Annotated in this window: 16 protein-coding genes; 9 read left to right on the top strand and 7 right to left on the bottom strand. The window is 61.1% G+C overall.

Features of this window, described 5'->3' with window-relative positions; genetic code table 11:
* Positions 1–54: 54 nt before the first annotated feature.
* From WJU23_RS14025 to WJU23_RS14015, 3 genes are all read right to left on the bottom strand, one after another.
* Entirely contained in the window at positions 55–1,800 is a 1,746-nt protein-coding gene (locus WJU23_RS14025) for a Sel1-like repeat-containing protein kinase family protein (RefSeq protein WP_346333216.1), read from the bottom strand.
* Between the two features lie 24 nt (positions 1,801–1,824).
* The gene (locus tag WJU23_RS14020) at positions 1,825–4,074 is read right to left on the bottom strand and encodes a protein kinase (RefSeq protein WP_346333215.1); all 2,250 of its coding nucleotides are present in this window, start codon (positions 4,072–4,074) and stop codon (positions 1,825–1,827) included.
* Between the two features lie 284 nt (positions 4,075–4,358).
* Positions 4,359–5,759, bottom strand: a complete 1,401-nt coding sequence (locus tag WJU23_RS14015; RefSeq protein ID WP_346333214.1) for a mandelate racemase/muconate lactonizing enzyme family protein — start codon at positions 5,757–5,759, stop codon at positions 4,359–4,361.
* A gap of 209 nt (positions 5,760–5,968) precedes the next feature.
* On the opposite strand from WJU23_RS14015, the gene WJU23_RS14010 reads away from it, so the two are divergent.
* Positions 5,969–7,162, top strand: coding sequence for a L,D-transpeptidase family protein (locus WJU23_RS14010; protein WP_346333213.1), 1,194 nt, complete (start codon positions 5,969–5,971; stop codon positions 7,160–7,162).
* A gap of 16 nt (positions 7,163–7,178) precedes the next feature.
* Here WJU23_RS14010 and hemC read toward each other — a convergent pair whose 3' ends face one another.
* On the bottom strand, positions 7,179–8,120 hold the full coding sequence (gene hemC, locus WJU23_RS14005; RefSeq protein WP_346333212.1) for a hydroxymethylbilane synthase: 942 nt from the start codon (positions 8,118–8,120) through the stop codon (positions 7,179–7,181).
* Between the two features lie 86 nt (positions 8,121–8,206).
* On the opposite strand from hemC, the gene WJU23_RS14000 reads away from it, so the two are divergent.
* Positions 8,207–9,187, top strand: a complete 981-nt coding sequence (locus tag WJU23_RS14000; RefSeq protein WP_346333211.1) for a hypothetical protein — start codon at positions 8,207–8,209, stop codon at positions 9,185–9,187.
* 11 nt (positions 9,188–9,198) lie between these two features.
* Here the strand turns inward: WJU23_RS14000 and WJU23_RS13995 are convergent, their stop codons facing one another.
* Positions 9,199–9,534 (bottom strand): hypothetical protein, encoded by a 336-nt coding sequence (locus WJU23_RS13995; protein WP_346333210.1) that lies wholly within the window; start codon positions 9,532–9,534, stop codon positions 9,199–9,201.
* Between the two features lie 124 nt (positions 9,535–9,658).
* On the opposite strand from WJU23_RS13995, the gene WJU23_RS13990 reads away from it, so the two are divergent.
* The 7 genes from WJU23_RS13990 (at position 9,659) to WJU23_RS13960 (ending at position 16,887) form a co-directional block, all read left to right on the top strand.
* Entirely contained in the window at positions 9,659–10,363 is a 705-nt protein-coding gene (locus WJU23_RS13990; protein ID WP_346333209.1) for a pseudouridine synthase, read from the top strand.
* Positions 10,364–10,450: 87 nt separating this feature from the next.
* Positions 10,451–11,365 carry a DUF2167 domain-containing protein gene (locus WJU23_RS13985; RefSeq protein ID WP_346333208.1) on the top strand — a complete coding sequence of 305 codons (915 nt, stop codon included), beginning with the start codon at positions 10,451–10,453 and terminating at the stop codon, positions 11,363–11,365.
* A 6-nt stretch (positions 11,366–11,371) separates the two neighbouring features.
* On the top strand, positions 11,372–12,433 hold the full coding sequence (locus WJU23_RS13980; RefSeq protein WP_346333207.1) for a hypothetical protein: 1,062 nt from the start codon (positions 11,372–11,374) through the stop codon (positions 12,431–12,433).
* 216 nt (positions 12,434–12,649) lie between these two features.
* Positions 12,650–14,254: an L-aspartate oxidase gene (gene nadB, locus WJU23_RS13975; protein ID WP_346333206.1), complete on the top strand. Its 1,605-nt coding sequence runs from the start codon at positions 12,650–12,652 to the stop codon at positions 14,252–14,254.
* Between the two features lie 173 nt (positions 14,255–14,427).
* Positions 14,428–15,651 (top strand): tetraacyldisaccharide 4'-kinase, encoded by a 1,224-nt coding sequence (lpxK, locus tag WJU23_RS13970; protein ID WP_346333205.1) that lies wholly within the window; start codon positions 14,428–14,430, stop codon positions 15,649–15,651.
* Entirely contained in the window at positions 15,648–16,556 is a 909-nt protein-coding gene (locus WJU23_RS13965) for a formate dehydrogenase accessory sulfurtransferase FdhD (RefSeq protein ID WP_346333204.1), read from the top strand. Before lpxK ends, WJU23_RS13965 begins: the two co-directional genes overlap by 4 nt.
* A 4-nt stretch (positions 16,557–16,560) precedes the next feature.
* Positions 16,561–16,887, top strand: coding sequence for a DUF3467 domain-containing protein (locus WJU23_RS13960; protein WP_346333203.1), 327 nt, complete (start codon positions 16,561–16,563; stop codon positions 16,885–16,887).
* 125 nt (positions 16,888–17,012) lie between these two features.
* On the opposite strand, the gene WJU23_RS13955 is transcribed toward WJU23_RS13960, so the two are convergent.
* Positions 17,013–17,432, bottom strand: a complete 420-nt coding sequence (locus WJU23_RS13955; RefSeq protein WP_346333202.1) for a DUF2442 domain-containing protein — start codon at positions 17,430–17,432, stop codon at positions 17,013–17,015.
* Between the two features lie 16 nt (positions 17,433–17,448).
* Positions 17,449–17,691, bottom strand: a complete 243-nt coding sequence (locus WJU23_RS13950) for a DUF4160 domain-containing protein (protein WP_346333201.1) — start codon at positions 17,689–17,691, stop codon at positions 17,449–17,451.
* Between the last annotated feature and the right edge of the window lie 10 nt (positions 17,692–17,701).

Here is a 17,701-nt window from a genome sequence, read left to right as displayed (position 1 = left end):
ATGCTCAAATACTCTTTTTAAGGCGTGGCAGTTACCAAATGCCGGTGTGAAAGGTCAGGCCTCCAGGAAAATCCGGCGTGGCAGGCGCTCCAGGTTTCGCTGGGCCCCCCGGCACCCTCCCTCGGCCGCCCGTTCGATCTGGCGCAGCGCGCGGGGAAGGTCGGCATTGGGTACGCCGAAGCCGTGGGCGATGCACACCGCCAGGTTATTCAGCGCTGTGTAGTCGGGCTTTTGAATGTCTTCAGACTCCTGCCAGGCCTGCTGAAAGAGCTTGTAGGCGCGTGCCATGTCCTGGTTCACTGCCAGTCCCGTCGCATAGCACAACCCCAGCATCCCAGCTGCTCCAGGAACTTTCGCTTCCTGCGCGTCGTTCAGGTATTCAACCGCCTTTTCCTGGCGGTGGAAGGTGTCTCCCCGCAGGATGAGAATGGCCAGGCGGAACTTGGCCTCAGGCAGCTCGTTCAGACGGATGGCATCTTCAAAGTTCCGCGCCGCCTCGGACACATCCGGCGGCAGGCCGGGGGCGCCATTGAGGTACATTTCCCCCAGCAGGACAAAGGCCTGTACCATGCCGAGTTCCGCTGCGTGGGCCAGGTAGCGTCGTGCTGCGGAGGGATCCGTCTGCCGGTGATGATCCCCCAGGCGATAGGCCGCCAGGGCAGAGCCCGCCTGCGCGGCCCGCTGCAAAGTCGCGAGTGCATGTGGGGACTGGTCCACCCCGGGGATGGTATCCACCGCCAGGGTCATCACGGAAAGGACTTCAGGCCGCTGTTTCGCATTTTCCCCTTCTCTGCACTGTTCCTCCAGGCGGCACAGCTCTTCCACCGCCGCCATCCATTCGCCGGCTTCGATCTGCTTGCGCACCTGGCGCAGGCGGTCCGTGACCAGGGAGGAGCGTACGGTGGCACCCACCTGCTGCGGCGGCGGCACCACGGCCAGCTGGTAGCCTTTGGGACGAAACGGCCGCAGTTGCTTGTGCCGGTCCACCTCCGGATCATAATCATCCGTATAATGTTCCGGCGTGAGGAGCTGGCGGGCCAGGCGCTTCCAGGCGGCCTGGTCTTCTCCCAGGTAGTCCCAGCGGGCACCGCGTGCGCATTCGTCCGCTTCGGTCCAGTCGTTGAAATGGGCCTTGCTCTCACAATACTGGACGATGAGCATGCCCAGCGCCTGCATGTCCTGGCGCTTCTCCGTGACATAGTCTGTCTCGGACCTCATCTGCATGTCCGTCAGGTAATGGTGCCAGGTGCCTTGGGAGCCTTCGTCAAAGAGGACGTTGCTTGGCTTCAGGTTGCCATGAGGCACGTTTAAACGAGGCTGGTGAAGGAAACACAGCGCCGTCCAGACATTGTGGACCAGATAAAAAAGGTCCTCGGATGAGCGGGGTTTGACGTTGCCATCAATGAGCTGCTGGAGGGAATAGGCATGCCACTCCCGCACGCTGTAGGCATGGTCCTGGATGTGCCCTGTACGGTCCAGGGGCGTGATGAACTGGCCCCCGCCTTTGCGCGCCGCCTCATCCTGCCGGCTATACTCTTCCAGGATGGCGGCCAGAGGGTCAAAGCTGTCTTCCGCATCGCTGTCGCCGCGCTGGATCCGCTGTGTATGCGTATCGGTCACCCAGGTCGTCAGGTGCACCATGGCATTGACCTGGCCGCTGGAGCGGAACTTGATGACGGCTTCCCTGCCATCGGGCTCCTTGATTTGCAGAGAGACCGAATCCGGCTGGGACGTGTGCAGGCGTTTTTCCACCGTCCCCAGCTCAAGCTGGGTCACCGCCTCTTCGTATGAAATGTCCATGGCAGAGATTCAAGGGGGCAAGGGTTAGGGCGCGCTGCGGAGGATGCAGTGAAACCCGGTGTCCGGGGAGCGGCGCGTGCGCGCTGCGGTGACCGTCTGCTGGTCCTGCGGGCGGCCGTGGGCATAGACTTTCATGCGGCGTCCTGCCTCCGTGAGGCTGGCTTCTTCGCGGGTCCATTCCTGGGTGCCGGCCTGCTCTTTCAGCGGCAGATCCTTCATGGCCGGAAGGTCAAACCACTCCACCCCGGCTTCAAAGCCGGCGGCCTGGGTCAGCCACTCGCAGAAGGAGGCGGCCTCCAGCCAGCTCAGGCCGGTGGCCGGGGCATCGGCAGGCAGGCTGGCAAAATCCGCGCCCAGGCTGTCTTCATCCAGGCCGAGCTGGCTCAAATAAACCTGCACATGCCGCTTCAGCACCGGGATTCCACGGGTGGGATCCGCATCCCTGACCTCCGCCACCAGGCTTGAAACGGCATCCGATTGCGAGCCGCCGGAGAACATCCACCCAAGTGCGCCACCCAGCACGCCGCCCAGAAGAATGAGGCCTAGCAGCATCATTAAAACGGGGCGCAGCGGGGAGATCTGCTCTCCAGACATGGCCTCCGCCTGACGGCGCGTGCTTTCCAATTCCTGCCGGGTCTGGGCCAGTTGCCGGGCTGTCTCTGCCTGGGCTTTTTCCAGGTCCTTGCGTGCCTTGGCTTCGGCATCCTGCACCTGCTGGATGCGGGTGTCCGCCGTCTGGGCGCGCTTGCTGGCCTCAGCGGCTTCCTTGACGGCGGCGGCATGTTTTTCGGTTAGCGTGGCCAGCTCGGTCTGGCTCTGTTTCAGCGCACTTTGTGCCGTATCCCGCTCCTCTTTCATTTTGGCAGCGTCCGCCTGGGCCTGCTGGATGAGTGCCGACAGCGCATCCCGCTCCTGGCCCAGTCTGGAGGCGGCTTCGCCGCCTGTCAGGGCGGTTTCGGACAGTTGCTGCTGGAGTTCGTTTTTCGCCTCTTCCAGATCCTGGAGCTGCTCGTCCAATTCGCGTAGCTGGGCTTCTTTCCCCTGGAGCGTTCCTTCCAGTTCCTCAATCTTGAGCTGTGCATTGAGCAGTTCCGTTTCATCCACCTTGCCGTGGGTGGAGGTTTCCAGTTCCTGCAGCCGTGTGGTCAGGACATGGAGTTTGGTCTCCTGCGTCTGCACGGTTACCCGCAGGCTTTCGGTCTCCTGTTGCCGGCGTTTTTCCTCCACCAGGCTGACGTTGGAGACGGTATGGGCGCTTACCCCCAGCAGCCGGGCCAGCTCGCTGGCGCTGGCGGGCCTTTTATCCGCCTCCTTGTGCAGGCACTGGGCGATGACCTGCTCCCAAAGATCCGGGATGGGCGGGGCGGACTTTACCCCGCGCTCATGCCGCCGCGCCATCATGGAAGGGGGAACGACGCTTTGGATCTGATGCTGGATGATTTTCGCATCCCCCTGGAAGTAGGGCGGCCTGCCGGTCAGGAGCTCATAAATCGTCACCCCCATCGCATAGATGTCGTCCGCGATGGTGCTTTCCGCGCCGTTGAGCTGCTGGGGGGACATGTAGGCCAGTGTGCCGGCCGCGCCGCCTTCCTCGCTTTCGCTGCCGGTGGGGGACTTGACCTTGTTGTGCCGCTGCGTGCGGGTGGTGAAATCCCGCAGCTTCTGCGTGATGCCGAAATCCGTCAGCAGCAGCTTTTCCCGGACCTGCCGGGTGCGTGTGTCAAAGGAGCGCTCCAGGAGCAGGTTGCGGGGCTTGATGTCACAATGGGCAATGCCGGCCTCTTCATGCGCGTAGCCGAGGGCTTCGCAGAGCTGGCTCACCCAGGATTTGATCTGGTCTGCGTCGTAGAAAGATCCGCCTGCCATCTGGTGGGGAGCGAGTTTGTCCCGCCATTCATCCAGGTTGTGACCCCGCACATACTGCATGGAGATACCCCAGCGCCCGTCCTGGTCATGGAAGTCATAAATGCGCACGATGTTCGGGTGCGTCAGTTCCAGGGCCTGGCTGGCTTCGTTCAGCACCTCGCTGCGCACCTGGGTTTCGGCCAGGATGGATTCGTTAGGCAGCTTCAGCGCCACCACGCGGTCCATGATCTTGTCCCGTGCCACATGGATCACGCCGGAGCCGCCGCGGCCAATGATGCTGGAATCTCTTCCCGGATAAATCAGGCCCACAAAACGGCGGAAAAACATGCCCTCTTCCCGCACCCCGGCACCGATGGACGGGAACTGAACCCCGTGATCGTTGTGGAAATGGAAGACCGGCGTGCGCATGGTTTGTTAGGGTGACCCCGGAATCGGGCAGCCGCGCGATAATAACTGGCTTCTAACCATGCTCAACAGGGATTGGCATAGAGACTGAAAGAACTGCTTATCTTCTTATTTCTGGCCTTATGGCTCTACCGTGTCGCTTAGGCCACTTCATGCGTTTGCGCATATGAGGGGCGGCCACTCTCTGGCGAGCGCGGCTACGGGTCGCAGCCTGCGCCAGCAGGTGGCCGGGGGAGATGAGGTGAGTCGTGGGCGACCACGCTCTGGCGAGCGCGGCTACGGGGGACTCAGGCGACGGCGTGGGCGGCGCAGTCGGGCAGGGTGCGGTGGATTTCATCCACACGGTAGCCAAATCCGCTGCCGCCGAGGCTGCTGAAATCCACCACGCCGCTGCGGCGGCGGTAGAGACCAGGATGGACCGCTTCTTCGACGGTGGAGGCATCGGGGTAAAACTGCATGGCATTGCACTCCACGCCCTGGATGGTGCCGGCATGGGCCGCCAGGCGCACATGCGGGATGATGGCCAGCATCGGGTTGGTCAGATCCTGCACCATGAGCGGCATGCCGTGGGCCTTGGCCCAGCACAGGCTCAGTAGCGCGCCAGTCTGTGTTTTGCAGGTCTTCAGCGCCACGCCGGACCAGCCCAGGCGGCGGCCCAGGCGCACGAATTCCCAGTCATGGGCGCTTTCATCCAGGAACAGGGGCTTGCGGGCGGAGACACTGCGCACATCAATCTGGTGCGCTTCCAGATCATAAGGGAAAGGCTGCTCGACATACAATGTGCGGGCATAGATCTCGGGTTCATTGGCCAGCAGGCGGTCGGTAATCGCATTCACATACGCGGGGTCTTTGACGGTGCAGTTAAAGTCCGCACTCAGCCAGATCACGCCATTGGCCAGGCCGATCCGGCCCACCCGCACCATGCGTTCGTAATCCCATTCGGCATCCGTGCCGCGCAGCTTGACCTTCAGGCACTTCAGTCCGTCGCGCTGGATCCAGTCTGCCAGCAGAAGCGGGTGCTCATCCTTCGGCTCGCTGCCAGTGAGGTCCGCTTCCTCCAGTGCATCCACGCCGCCGACGAGGTGCCAGACGGGCAGGCTTTTGGGTGCGTCCTTGATCAGGTAGTCCGCCGGATACTTGCCGGTAAAGGTGAGGCCGCTGCCTTCCTCCGCCTGGATAAAGGCGGACAGGTCGCGATTCATATGCTCGGCCGTGTAGGTCTCATAGACATCTTTCTCCAGGAGGTTGCCATAGGCATCATGAACTGCGATGTCGAAGGCGCTGAAGGCCACCAGGGAGCCCAGGTAAGGCATCTCCGGTCCGCCTGCGGCCGTGTTCGCCGCCGCCAGTGTTTCAGCCAGGGGGCCGTGGATGAAGTCCTGGCCGATTTCCATGGGATGCCCGGTCAGGCCGCTCTGCACCAGCTTGGTGGCCAGTTGTACGGAGAAGTCCTCCATCCGCCGTGCCCGTTCCGCCACGGCCAGGGTGCTCGGCCAGACCCAGGAAACGCTCAGCGGCGTCTCGCCCCAGCCGGTGGCGCTGCGGCCATCCCGATCCTCTACTTTCACCTGGGTACGGAGCACTACGGTATTGGTCACGGTTTCAGGACCGAACTTCAAAGGCACCCGCATGGTGACAGGAAGGAAATAGACTTTGGCCTCAGTGATTCGGATGTCCGTGTTCTTCATAATGACTGTATTAATGGGAGGATCTGGAAGTGGTTTTAGCAAATCTGCGTTGCATGTCTGGCAGGGTTCGCGCTACTACGAAAACGCCGCTCGACAGTACGTATGAGCCAGCTAAGCATTGCGCCCCGATGGTCAGAAAATCCAGTTGGATTCAAAGTCTTTTCGCCTGGCTGCTACCTGCGACTGTGGGTACGGCGGTAGGCGGCGGGATGATTGTGGTTCTGAGCCAGCCCAGTTTGCAGACGCAAAATGCCCTCGCCGCTCTTACTTTGAACCCCAAGGTGGAAACCCAGAGCTTTTTTAACCCGGAACCGCCAGTCAAACCGAAGGCTCTGCCCAAAAGCCAGCCGCAGACAGAGGTAGTTCAAGTGCCGGTCCCAGCACCTGTGGCCGTTGCCAAGCCTAAACCACAGCCGCAGGCCAAACCGCCTATCCCCGCCAAACCCTGGGTCTGGCAGCCGTTGGTGGATGACGTCGCGCTGCGCTTCCGCACGGAGATTCCGGATACCGGTGGACTGCCGCTGCTCTATCTGGCCGTCTTGCAAGATGACCCGGAATGGATCAGTCAGCTCATCGCGAACGGAGTCAATGTTAACGAGATCACTCCCGGCGGGGATACACCGCTCTGCGCCGCCATCCGGCACACCTCACCAGAGACTGTCCGGGCGCTGCTCTATGGCGGGGCGGATCCCAAGCAGATGAGTTTTGAAAAACAGCCTCCCATTGCCCTCGCCTCCCTGCGTCGTGGAGCGGACATTTTGCGTGCGCTGACCGTCGCCGGGGAGGACCCGAATACGCGGTTCATTTCTCCTGTTTCGAAAGCCGTGCTGGACCGGGTCACAATCAAGGACCTGAAGCACTCGCTGGAGAACGACCGGGGTGTCACCCCCCTCATCGCCTGCTCTGCACGCGGGGATGTGGAAGGTGCGACGGAACTGCTAAAAGCCGGTGCCAAGACCAACCTGTGCACGACCCGATACAAGCGCTACCCCATCAACTTTGCCGCTACCCAGGGATACCTTTTCCTGATGCGCATCATCCTGGGCCGCCAGCCGGAATCGGAACCGGAGATCCTGGTGACGATCAACCTGACCCAGCAGCGCGCCTGGGTGACGAAGGAGGGCCAGATCATTGACAGCTGCCCCGTTTCCACCGGGCGCCAGGGGTATGATACCCCCGCCGGCCGCTATGTGATCACGGACAAGCACCGTGCGTGGACCTCCACCATTTACCACGTCTCCATGCCCTTTTTCATGCGGCTGAACTGCAGCGCCATCGGCCTGCATAGCGGCTACGTGACCGGCCGGCCCGCCTCCCATGGCTGCATCCGCCTGCCCTATGAAAAGGCCAAAAAGTTCTTCGGCCTGGTCCGGGTCGGGGATGAGGTGCAGATCGTCTATTGATCCGGCTGCCGGTCACTTATTTGACCTGCCGGGCCAGCTCCGCCGCCAGTGCCTTCGGATCCGCCACGAGGCCTGTGGCTTCCAGCTCCACCGGCGGCAGGGAAAGATCCGCCTCATTAAAGACCCGCACTGCCATGGTCAGGCGGCCTTCTTTGATCCAGGTATGCGCCCCCACCGGTGTCTGGCAGCCGGCACCCAGCAGGCGCAGAAACTCGCGCTCCACCATCACCCGGGCTTCGGTGTCGCCATCGTTTAGCGCCCGCACTGCGTGGATGGAGGCGGCATCGTCCGCGCGACACTCAATGGCGATGGCCCCCTGCCCTGCTGCCGGTAGAAACACCACCGGGTCCAGTGTCAGTGCGCTTAGCGTCTGGCCTTCAATCTGGATGGTGCTGCCCTCCATGAGCCCCAGACGTTGCAGGCCGGCGGCTGCCAGCAGCACCGCATCCAGCGCATTTTCCCCCAGCACTTTTTTTACGCGGGTGGGCACGTTGCCGCGAATCTCCACGATCTCCACATCGGGCCGCAGCCACTTGAGCTGCGCGGCGCGGCGCACACTGCTGGTGCCCACGCGCGCGCCCTGGCGCAGTGTCTCCAGTGTGCAGGCCTCCCTCGTGATCAGTACATCTTCAATGGCCGCGCGCGGCAGCACCGCTGCGATGACAAAACCCGCCGCCAGGTCCGACGGCACATCCTTCAGGCTGTGAACAGCGGCATCAATCTCCCCATTCTCCAGGGCGATCTCCAGCTCCTTGATAAAGATGCCCTTGTCCACATGCGCCACGGCATTGAATTCAGAAAAGCGCAGGTCCTGGCGCTTGTCGCCGCTGGTCTGGATGATCTGGCGGATCACGTTCAGGTTCGTGTGCGCCGTTTGCAGCGCCTCCGTGACCATGCGCGTCTGCGTGAGGGCCAGTTCGCTGCCACGGGTGCCGAGGGTGAGATTGGGTTGGGACATCTTGCCCCCATGTTTGCCCGCAAAGGAGGCCGCGTGCAAAGGAATGATGCTTTGACAGTCACAAAGGGGCTTTTCATCATGCGTGCATGATCGTCCCTGAATTTTGGGCAGAAGGCCGGGTACAAGAGCGCGTGGGCGAGCGTCAGATCACCGTACGACGGTTTGGATGGTCGGACGTGAGTTTAGAGGAAGCCCAAGCGAATGCGGATGAGCGCACCCGAGAGGCCTTTCAGCGCATCGCCAGCGGGGAAAAGCTGGAGAAGTATGAGCCCAAGGTCGCGTATAACGGGGCGGACGGCCTGCCCATCCGGGAGGAAATCATCCGCCGGTATGGAAATGCGGTCATCACACGCAATATCTACGGTGCTCTTTGCCTGAATACTCCGGACGTAGTCTTTGCTGATGTGGATCTGCCAGAGGGCGTGCCGTGGCGTTTCAGGGGTGCCGTTTATCTGCCTTTTCTCACTGCCTCTGCCTTCTGGGCGTTTTCGACCGGCAACATCATGGACTTTGTCCGCGGCTTTGGCCTGACGGCGCTGATCGTCCCGTGGTTCACATCCCGGCTGTACCGTGCTTATGCATCGTATTCAGGCGGCGTCCGCAAGCTGGCCCTCCAGCACATCCGCGCTTTTTCGAACAGCCATCCGGACTGGCACCTGCGGGTGTATGACACCCCTGCCGGATTTCGCATCCTGATCATGCACCAGGTCTTTGATCCTGCGGATGAAGCCGTGCAGGCCTTCTTCAAAGACCTTTCCACAGATCCTCTTTACGCGCAGATGTGCCGCAACCAGCGCTGCTTCCGCGCCCGTCTCAGCCCCAAGCCCTGGCGCATCGGCATCCAGGAGCACCTTCGCCCGCGTCCCGGCTACTGGCCCATCAAACCGGAGCACCTGCCCACCCGGCATCGCTGGGTGAAGGCCTATGAACACAAGGCCGCAGGTTTTGCCTCCTGCCGGTTTCTGGAAAGCCTGGGCCGCACGGATGTCACCCACCCGGAGGCCGTCTCCATCCAGACGCTCCACGATGACCTCTGCCGCGCCCACAGCGGCCTGCCCCTGGCGTGAGGAGGAACGGTTTACACCAGCTGCCGCGCATTCCGCAGCCCGTCCGCAGTGACCACGGCAGGGTTCCGCGCGGCGACCATAAAATCTACATGGTTCTGCCACTGCATCGGTCGCAGGGAAGCCAGGCCCCCGGCCTGCCTGCGGTAGCCATAGTCGGCGATCTCCCAGCCGAACTGGCTGTGCCGGTGCCGGTAGTCATGCCGGTGGATCCAGGCGCCGAATTCATCCTTCCGCCACACGGCCGGGTCATTCCCTGGAATGGACTGAGCCAGGCTCCACACACGCTCCACCACCTCGCGGTCATAGCCGCCGGGTGTTTCGGATTCGTGGGGGGTGTCGTCAGGCATGGGCGCTGTACTACGTCAGCCGCGCGGGGGCTCAAAGGGTTTCGTTGTATCTGCCTCATGTAGCCCTGGCATTGCCCGTGCATTTGGGCGTGACCTGTGCATGGATGCAGCCGCCTTGCCACTGATGAAACTGGACCGCTTCCTCGCCAAACAATCTTCTCTGGGCCGCAGCGCCGCCCATCGGTTGATCGCCGCGCGTCGTGTCGCCGTGGATGGACAGGTGTGCACGGACAACCAGCAGGAGGTCAGCCGCTTTCACCAGATCACCCTGGATGGCACCGTGCTACAGCGGGCGCAGCGGGCGCTTTATCTCATGCTTCACAAGCCTGTGGGCATCCTCAGCGCGACCTCGGATCCCGTGCATCCGACCGTGATGGATTTGATTGACGATCCGGACAAACACACACTCCACATCGCTGGCCGTCTGGACCGCAGCACCTCCGGCCTGGTTCTGTTGACCAATGATGGCCGCTGGTCTAAGCGCCTCACTGAGCCGCTGGAGCGCGTGCCGAAAGTCTATCTCGTGGATACCGCCGAGGACATCCTGCCAGAAGCCGTCGCCGCCTTTGCCGCCGGTTTTTATTTCCATACCGAAGACCTCACCACCCTGCCCGCCGGGCTGGAAATCCTGGCTCCGCGCCAGGCCCGGGTCACGCTTTATGAAGGGCGTTATCATCAGGTGAAGCGCATGTTTCACCGCGTGCAAAACCGCGTCACCGCCCTGCATCGCGAAAGCATCGACGGCATCCGCCTGCCAGCGGATCTCGCCCCCGGTCAGTGGCGAAATTTGACGGTGGAGGAGGTAGGGGCGTTTGGAGTTTCGGCCTAACATTTGTTTGCAAATCGCCCTCTTCACAGGCTTGACCTTTGGTGAGAATGACCGCTAGTCTGAGGGACATCCCAACGAGGAGACCCCATGATATCCCTACGCACACTCACATTGGCAGGTCTCTTCATGGGCCTGGTCACCCCAGTTTTACAGGCTCAGGAGGCTCCGGCGGAAGCCCCGCCCACGCAGGAAGAGCAGGCCGCGATGGCCAAGGCCTTTCTGGACCGTGTGGAAACCTTTGGCTGGACGCGGGAAGGCACCGGCAATCTGGGCAGCATCGCCCAGGTGAAGATTCCGCAAGGCTGGCGCTTCACCGATGGCAACGGTACCCGCGAGATGCTCAAACTTTCGGGCAACCTCACCGGGGAGTCTGAGCTCGGCATGCTCACCACGGAAGATGCCGGTCCCTGGGTCATCTTTGAATTTGATGATTCTGGTTATGTCAAAGATGACGAGAAGGACAAGCTGGATGCTGATGCGATGCTGGTCTCCCTCCGTGAGGGCCAGGAGATGGGTAATGAGCGCCGTCGCGAGATGGGCTTGTCCGAATTAAAACTGCTCGGCTGGGCGGTGGCTCCGCGCTTCAATGACCAGACCAAAAACCTGGAGTGGGCGCTGCGGGTCGGCTCCGATAATGGCGAGTCCATCAACTACAGCACCCGCTTGCTGGGCCGTCATGGCGTGATGGAAGTGGATCTCGTCTGCGGTCCGGAAGAAATGAACACGCTTCTGCCGCAGTATCAGAACATCATTGCCGGATTTCAATACCTCACGGGCAACAGCTATGCCGAATACCAGTCCGGTGACAAGGTGGCCAAGTATGGCCTCACGGCTCTCGTTGCCGGGGGCGCTGCGGTAGCTGCCGGTAAGATGGGCCTCTTTGCCAAGCTCGCCGGTTTTTTTGGCAAGCTGGGGAAGGCCGCCATTTTGGTGGTGGTCGGTATTGGCGTAGCGTTAAAGAGCCTTTTTGGAAAACTCTTTGGCAAGCGCGAGCAGATCTGATCCTTCATGACCGACGGCCAGTCGCTGCTGCTGCTCTTTGTCGCGCTCTATTTCATTGAGTGCCTGCGCTGGCTGCCGCCACGCAGCCTGCTGCTTACTGGCAGCGGTGAACGCTGGTCTGGCCGGCGGCCCTTTCAACCGGTTAAGCTGGCTGGCCGCTGTCCAGTTCTGCTAGGCCTGCTGCCGCCTCAGCAGGCGCACCTCATTACGTTATCCTGGCAGCTTATCCCGGCGGAAGCGGGGCTGGAGATGCACCTGGATGATCGTCGGCCCCTGCTCCTGCCGTGGGAACAGGTGAAGCCCGTGGCGGATGGCCGCACCCTGCACCTCAGCCCGCAGATGCAGGTGCGCTGGCCCCTTGAAACACAGGCCGCCCACGCCTGCCAGCAGGTCCGCCAATGGCTGGCCATGACCCATCAGGAACGGGAGGCAGATTTTCTGGAACATGCCCGGCGCACCCTGGAGGCCGCGCCATTGACCGCGCAGGCGGCCGACCTCACCTCCCGCACTCACTGGCTTCGGCACCTCGGCAGCTTCATTTTCATCTGGACGTTTGGCGTTCTCGTCGTTCTGTATCGTTGGTTAGGCGATGGCCAGGAAGTCCTCTGGGCCGCTGCAGCCTTGCTGGCTCTGCAGCTTTCACAGGCCGTCCTCTTCTTCCGTCAGGCCCGCACGCTGCCGCATCGTTTTTGGAAGGCACTCATGGTCGCGCTCCTGCCTCAGCACGCCATGCGCGCGACCGACCTCCTTTGCGACGTCCCCTCCCCCGTCCCCGCCCATCCCCTGGCAGGCAGGCCGCTCATCGGCGATGAAGCCTGGAAAAAAATAGCCTGCCAGATGTGGAAAAAAGCCCGCTTCCAGCCCAGTGCCACCACCCGCCTTCAATGTCTGGTTTTGGAAACCTGGCTGGAAAAAGAAGGCCTCCCAATATCTGAAATTGAGGCCCCGCCTCAGCAGCAGACCGGTTCCGCCCTCTATTGCCCCTCCTGCCAGTCCCAATTTAAAGACGGGACCCAAACCTGCCTGGATTGCGGCGGTATCCCCCTCCGCCCCTTTGCCTCCGTCTAGGCCCTCCATTCTACTTTTCAGCACGCGGGATTCGTCATTCGTCATTCTGCATTCGTCATTCCTGCTCCTTCCACTGGCGCCCGGTGTCATTCTCGCCATGTTCCCGTCCGTCATGATCCCCGTCTTTGACGAGATGCACCCCCTTCCAGCCAGGAAAAATTCATCCGGTCCGCCCACTGGCGGCCAGGGGCATGACGCCAACCTGTCTCTCCCCTTGTGACTGATTACGATTTCATCATTGTCGGCAGCGGTGCCGGTGGTCTCAGCGCAGCGCTGCATGCTTCCGAGCACGGAAACGTCGCCATCATCACCAAGCGTGGTGCACTGGATTCCAATTCCAACTGGGCCCAGGGCGGCATCGCTTGCGTCACCAGCGAGCTGGACAGCATTGAGGAGCACGTGAGCGATACGCTGATCGCCGGCGCGGGCCTGTGCAATGAGGCCGCTGTCCGCACCATCGTCACCGAGGGTCCGGACCGTATCGCCGAGCTGGTGAAGTGGGGCGTGCACTTCGACCAAAAGGAGGCCTCGGATGGGCATCTGGAATTTGACCTCACCCGTGAAGGCGGCCACTCCCAGCGGCGCGTGCTCCATGCCGCCGATGCCACTGGCCGCGAGCTGACGGAGAAGCTGCTGGCCGCCGTGAAAGAGCGGCCCAACATCACCATCTACGAAAATCACTTCGCCATTGATGTCATCACCACGGCCAAGCTGGGTTTCGTCACGGAAGACCGTGTGCTCGGCCTTTACGTGCTGAACGAGGCCACCCAGGAAGTCGTCACTTTCCGTTCAGACCGCATTGTGCTTTCCACCGGCGGCTGCGGGCGTGTGTATCTTTACACCACCAATCCCCGCGTTGCCACGGGGGATGGCGTCGCCATGGCCTGGCGCGCTGGGGCCAGCATCGCGAACATGGAGTTCATCCAGTTCCACCCCACCTGCCTGTATCACCCGCAGAAGCGCTCCTTCCTCATCACCGAGGCCATGCGTGGCGAAGGCGCCCGGCTTATTGACAACCAGGGGAATGAATTCATGCACAAGTATGATCCGCGCGGCTCCCTGGCCCCGCGTGACATCGTCGCCCGCGCCATTGACAGTGAGATCAAGCGCACTGGCGGCCCCTGCGTGTATCTGGACATCTCCCACCGTTCCGCAGACTTCATCCTCAGCCATTTCCCCAATATTTACCGAGCCTGTCTGGAGGTGGACATTGACATCACCAAGCAGCCGATCCCCGTCGTCCCCGCCGCCCATTACCAGTGCGGCGGCGTTGTCACCGATGTGAATGGTGCCACCCGCATTCGCGGCCTCTGCGCCGTGGGGGAGGTCGGCTGCACCGGCCTGCACGGGGCCAACCGCCTGGCCAGCAACTCCCTTTTGGAATGCCTCGTCATCTCCCATCGCGCGGTGGACCACATGCTGCGCAAGATGCCCATCGGCAAAGAGGCCGAGCAGACCTATAGCATTCCTCCCTGGCAGAGCGGCGAGGCCGTGGACAACGACGAGCTCGTCGTCATCTACCACAACTGGGATGAGATCCGCCGCCTCATGTGGGACTACGTCTCCATCCTCCGCACCACCAAGCGCCTCCAGCGCGCCGCCGCCCGCCTCCGAAATCTGAAGCGCGAAGTCCAGGAATTCTACTGGAACTTCCGCATCACCAGCGAGCTGCTCGAGCTCCGCAACCTCGTCGAAACCGCTTCACTGATCGTCGAATGCGCCATCCGGCGGAATGAAAGCCGCGGCCTGCATTTCACGCTGGATTATCCGGAGAAGGATTTGGTCCGGGAGCCGGCGGATACGGTGGTTAGAAGGTATTAGTACAGTAGCCATCACTCTCCGAGTGATGGTTTGGGGAAAGGTGAAGGCACCCCGAATTACCTCTGGCTCGTTGGCTTTACCGGCAGCGGTATCCCTTTGCTCATCACTCGGAGAGTGATGACTACTGTACTTGAGCATCCCCCCCTCCCGCGCTACGGTCCGCCTCCCACCGGATGAAGGACACCCTCGAAGATCTCGAACAATTCATCATTGATGTCATCATCCACAACCGACGTGGATTGAGGGCGACGTGCATGCGTGCCGCGTTCTGGTTCCTTTCCGGCATCTATTCCGGGGCCGTGCGCCTGCGGCTGAAACTTTATCGCGAGCGATATCTGCACGACCACCACCTCGGCGTACCCGTCATCAGCATTGGCAACATCACGGTGGGCGGCACGGGCAAGACCCCCGTGGTGGAGCTGTTTGCCAAGGCCCTTTTGGCCCAGGGCCGGCGGGTGGCCATCCTCAGCCGGGGATACAAAAGCAAACGCCAGCGCAAGATCCCGCTGAGCTGGCGCATCGCCGCCAAACTCGGTCTGGCCCGCAAGCCGCGTGAGCTGCTGCCGCGTGTCGTTTCCGATGGTGAAAAAGTCCTGCTGGATTCCTACGTGGCCGGGGATGAGCCCTTCATGCTGGCGCAAAACTGCAAAGGCGTGCCCGTGGTGGTGGACCGCAACCGCGTGAAAGCCGGTGCCCATGCCATCCGCAAGTTCGGCGCGGATGTGCTCATCCTCGATGACGGCCTGCAATACCTGAAGCTCAAGCATCGCCATGACATCGTCCTGGTGGACAAAACCGCCCCCTTCGGCACCGGCTACATGCTCCCGCGCGGCACCCTGCGCGAGCCGCCCGCCAGCCTCCGCCGCGCCAGCTACATCTTCCTCACCAAGTCCGATGGCGACAGCGGCGAGATCATCGAAAAGATCCGCAAACACAACTCGGTGGCTGAGATCATCGAGTGCCGCCACCGGCCGGTGCACTTTGAAAACATCCACACGGGCGAGCTCCTGCCGCTGGATTCCTTTCGTGGCAAATACGTCGGTGCCCTGTCCGGCATCGCCGTGCCGGAGAGCTTTGAAAACGGCCTGCGCAAGCTCGGTGCCAAGGTCCACTGGACCGTCCGTTTCACCGATCACCACCGCTTCCAGGAAAAGGAGATCATTCAGTTCATTGACCGTTGCGAAAAGGCCGATGCCTACGCCATCCTCACCACCGAAAAGGATTTCGTGCGCTTCCCCAAATCCCTTCCCGATGAAATCCCCATCTACTTCCTCCGCGTTGAGATCGAGATCATCAAAGGCCGCGAGATCTTTGACAAACTGGTGCGCCTCATCGCCGAGCCACGCCACGTGACCCAGGGCATTGTCAGCGCCGAGCTTGTGGAGTCCACCTCATGAGCGAGTCCGCCTCCATCGAATTGACACATCTTCAGTTAGGCCATCCGCCTGAAAACCGTCAGGACGTCGTGGCCATCGAAGAGCCTCTGGAGATCCGGGTCGAGGGCCGCAGCGTCGCCGTCGTCATGCGCACTCCCGGACATGATGAGGAGCTCGTCGCCGGATTCCTCGTTACCGAAGGCGTCATCTCCAGCAGCCGCGACATCCTGGAAATCTCCCAATGCCCCAGTGTGAACAATGAGCACGGCAACATCGTGGACGTCCTGCTCGGCCGCGCCGTCGTGAACTGGGAATCCCTGACCCGGCATGTCTTCAGCGCCTCAAGCTGCGGCCTTTGCGGGAAGACGAGCATTGAGTCGGTGTTTCAAAAATTTCCACCGCTCGCAAGCGCACAGTGTTCAGTTTCCGGTGTTCAGTCTTCAGTCTCCGAAGCCGCGACTCTGAATACTGTAAACTGTAAACTGAATACTGAAAACTCCGCCCTCCACGTCAGTCCCGAATTGATCTCCCAACTCCCTGCCAAACTCCGCGCCGCCCAGGAAACCTTCTCCAAAACCGGCGGCCTCCATGCGAGCGCTCTCTTCGATTCCCAGGGGGAGCTCATCGTCATCCGCGAGGATGTAGGGCGGCACAATGCCCTGGACAAGGTGCTCGGCTACGCCTTGCAGCGGAACCTGCTCCCGCTCTCGAAACACATTTTGTTAGTCAGTGGCCGCGTTTCCTTTGAGATAATTCAGAAGGCCCTGGCTGGCGGCATCCCCGTCCTGGCCGCCATTTCCGCCCCCAGCAGCCTGGCGGTGGACTTTGCCCGAAATTCAGGGCAGACTCTCATCGGCTTTCTGCGAGGAGAGACGATGAACGTCTATAGCCATCCGGAGCGCCTTCAACTTCCAACCCCCGCCTAACCAAATGTCCAACTCAGTTAAAATCGTCGGTGGTGAATCTCCTGCCCCCGCTCCTGCCAAAATCGCTGCTCCAGCCGGGGCCGTGTATTCCAACGTCAGCCGCCTGTTCGCCACGCCGAATGAAGTGGTGCTCGACTTCGCCCTCAACCTCAATGCCTTCGGTCCCATGGTGGAAGAGGATGCCCAGATCGTCAGCCGTGTCGTCACCTCCTACGACGGTGCCAAGCGCCTCTGGGTCCACCTCACCCAGACCCTCCAGGCCTATGAAAAGAAATACGGCCCCATCGAGCTGGACATCGCCAAGCGGATGAAGCCGGATGAGCAAGCGTAAATGGGAAGCGTACTGCCAGGCAGCTCCGATGCTGAAGAGCCTGACACGAGCGGCTTCTGAACTCTCTGGAAAGAGTGCGTTGAGGTCCGTCGTCCGGACACTCCATCCCTACTGGCCCGTTAAGATCACTTCGAAGTCTGGCTGTGAACGAGCCTTGTCTGCTGACGAGATCTACTGTTTGAGACCTTCGGTAGTTTTTGCGCAGAGGGCTTTTTGGCGGAGGAGGTGTGCGCAACGGTTCTGATGATTCTGATGGCGGGTGTCTTTTGATCGGCGGGGGAAAATTTGTCCCGGCGGGCCATGATCCATTGAAGAATGGATTTGGGGGATTCGGCAGATCCCCTTCCTTGTAGCAGCCCAGAAATACTGATATCTTCATCCAGTGCAGGCCAATGAATACCGGTGCCATTTCCGATCACCTCGAATTGCTGCCTCTCAGCCCGGGTGGCAAATTCAAGACGCGGGAATAAAGCAGTGGGCACAACGACTGTGCGGCCATTGCTCAATCGGACTTTAAAGATGCCACGGCCAAAAGAGACGGCCATGGCTCTGGCCTTGGGTTCAGGATGGGTCTCTGAAGTATTCATTCCACTTTTCTAACATATCAGATTCGTGCTTGGATACAAGCCGGGTGATGGTCCGAATTTCGCCAAGTTTGAGGCCTCCGTCATTCTCCATTTTTACGGGGCTGAGCCAAAACTTGGCAATCTTGTCATCCCTCTGAACATGAATGTGAGGCGGCTCGTTTCCTTCGTCAGAATAGAAGAAAAATCGAAACGGGCCGACCCTTAGAACCGTGGGCATGCAAAAGAAT

Source organism: Prosthecobacter sp. SYSU 5D2 (genome assembly GCF_039655865.1).
Taxonomy (GTDB): Bacteria; Verrucomicrobiota; Verrucomicrobiia; order Verrucomicrobiales; family Verrucomicrobiaceae; genus Prosthecobacter.
The sequence above is the reverse complement of the archived record's forward strand: the minus strand, read 5'-3'. Positions and strand labels throughout refer to the sequence as shown.

Bases quoted from the DNA above. Each gene is read 5' to 3' on its own strand.
- WJU23_RS14025 (WP_346333216.1), bottom strand. From the start codon at position 1,800: ATGGACATTTCATACGAAGAGGCGGTGACCCAGCTTGAGCTGGGGACG.
- WJU23_RS14020 (WP_346333215.1), bottom strand. From the start codon at position 4,074: ATGCGCACGCCGGTCTTCCATTTCCACAACGATCACGGGGTTCAGTTC.
- WJU23_RS14015 (WP_346333214.1), bottom strand. From the start codon at position 5,759: ATGAAGAACACGGACATCCGAATCACTGAGGCCAAAGTCTATTTCCTT.
- WJU23_RS14010 (WP_346333213.1), top strand. From the start codon at position 5,969: ATGATTGTGGTTCTGAGCCAGCCCAGTTTGCAGACGCAAAATGCCCTC.
- hemC (WP_346333212.1), bottom strand. From the start codon at position 8,120: ATGTCCCAACCCAATCTCACCCTCGGCACCCGTGGCAGCGAACTGGCC.
- WJU23_RS14000 (WP_346333211.1), top strand. From the start codon at position 8,207: ATGATCGTCCCTGAATTTTGGGCAGAAGGCCGGGTACAAGAGCGCGTG.
- WJU23_RS13995 (WP_346333210.1), bottom strand. From the start codon at position 9,534: ATGCCTGACGACACCCCCCACGAATCCGAAACACCCGGCGGCTATGAC.
- WJU23_RS13990 (WP_346333209.1), top strand. From the start codon at position 9,659: ATGAAACTGGACCGCTTCCTCGCCAAACAATCTTCTCTGGGCCGCAGC.
- WJU23_RS13985 (WP_346333208.1), top strand. From the start codon at position 10,451: ATGATATCCCTACGCACACTCACATTGGCAGGTCTCTTCATGGGCCTG.
- WJU23_RS13980 (WP_346333207.1), top strand. From the start codon at position 11,372: ATGACCGACGGCCAGTCGCTGCTGCTGCTCTTTGTCGCGCTCTATTTC.
- lpxK (WP_346333205.1), top strand. From the start codon at position 14,428: ATGAAGGACACCCTCGAAGATCTCGAACAATTCATCATTGATGTCATC.
- WJU23_RS13965 (WP_346333204.1), top strand. From the start codon at position 15,648: ATGAGCGAGTCCGCCTCCATCGAATTGACACATCTTCAGTTAGGCCAT.
- WJU23_RS13960 (WP_346333203.1), top strand. From the start codon at position 16,561: ATGTCCAACTCAGTTAAAATCGTCGGTGGTGAATCTCCTGCCCCCGCT.
- WJU23_RS13955 (WP_346333202.1), bottom strand. From the start codon at position 17,432: ATGGCCGTCTCTTTTGGCCGTGGCATCTTTAAAGTCCGATTGAGCAAT.
- WJU23_RS13950 (WP_346333201.1), bottom strand. From the start codon at position 17,691: ATGCCCACGGTTCTAAGGGTCGGCCCGTTTCGATTTTTCTTCTATTCT.